The sequence below is a fragment of the Frateuria defendens genome, assembly GCF_001182895.1.
In the GTDB taxonomy this organism is placed as follows: Bacteria; Pseudomonadota; Gammaproteobacteria; order Xanthomonadales; family Rhodanobacteraceae; genus Frateuria_B; species Frateuria_B defendens.
This window is the reverse complement of the sequence record NZ_LFQR01000257.1, coordinates 1-503: the sequence shown is the minus strand read 5'-3', so window position 1 is coordinate 503 and position 503 is coordinate 1. Positions and strand designations below refer to the sequence as shown.

Genomic DNA, 503 nt, shown 5'->3' with positions numbered 1-503 from the left:
GCCTACGCCGCCGACGCCCGCCAGCGCATGATCTACCTGCGCAACGTGCTGGCCCAGTTCGAGGTCAACGTGGCCGAGTTCTACCTGCGCAACAAGGCCTACGTGGCCTCGGCCGACCGCGCGCAGTACGTGGTGGAGCACTACCAGCAGTCGCCGCAGACCGGCGACGCGCTGGCCATCCTCGTGCGCAGCTACCAGGCGATGGACCACAAGGACCTGGCCGACCAGGTGCGCAAGGTGCTGGCGGCGAACTACCCGGACCACCCGTTCCTGACCGATCCGAAGTGGCCGCACGCGCCCTCCACCCTGCGCAAGATGGTGCCGTTCTCCGGCCACCACTGAGCGCCCGCCCCGCGCGGACACGAAAAAGCCGGCGGTCTCCCGCCGGCTTTTTCTTTTTTTCAGGGCCGACGGAGGACGTTCTCCTCCTGCAGGCGATGCTTTCGCTCGGGACCGATACATGACCGGTTTCGGCGAGGCCACCCGCCTACTTGTCCAGCCGT

General features: G+C 67.4%; 1 protein-coding gene. It reads left to right on the top strand.

What is annotated here, in order from left to right:
• The coding region (bamD, locus tag ACH65_RS18180) for an outer membrane protein assembly factor BamD (protein WP_049624055.1) at positions 1-342 on the top strand (342 nt) is incomplete at its 5' end.
• Between the last annotated feature and the right edge of the window lie 161 nt (positions 343-503).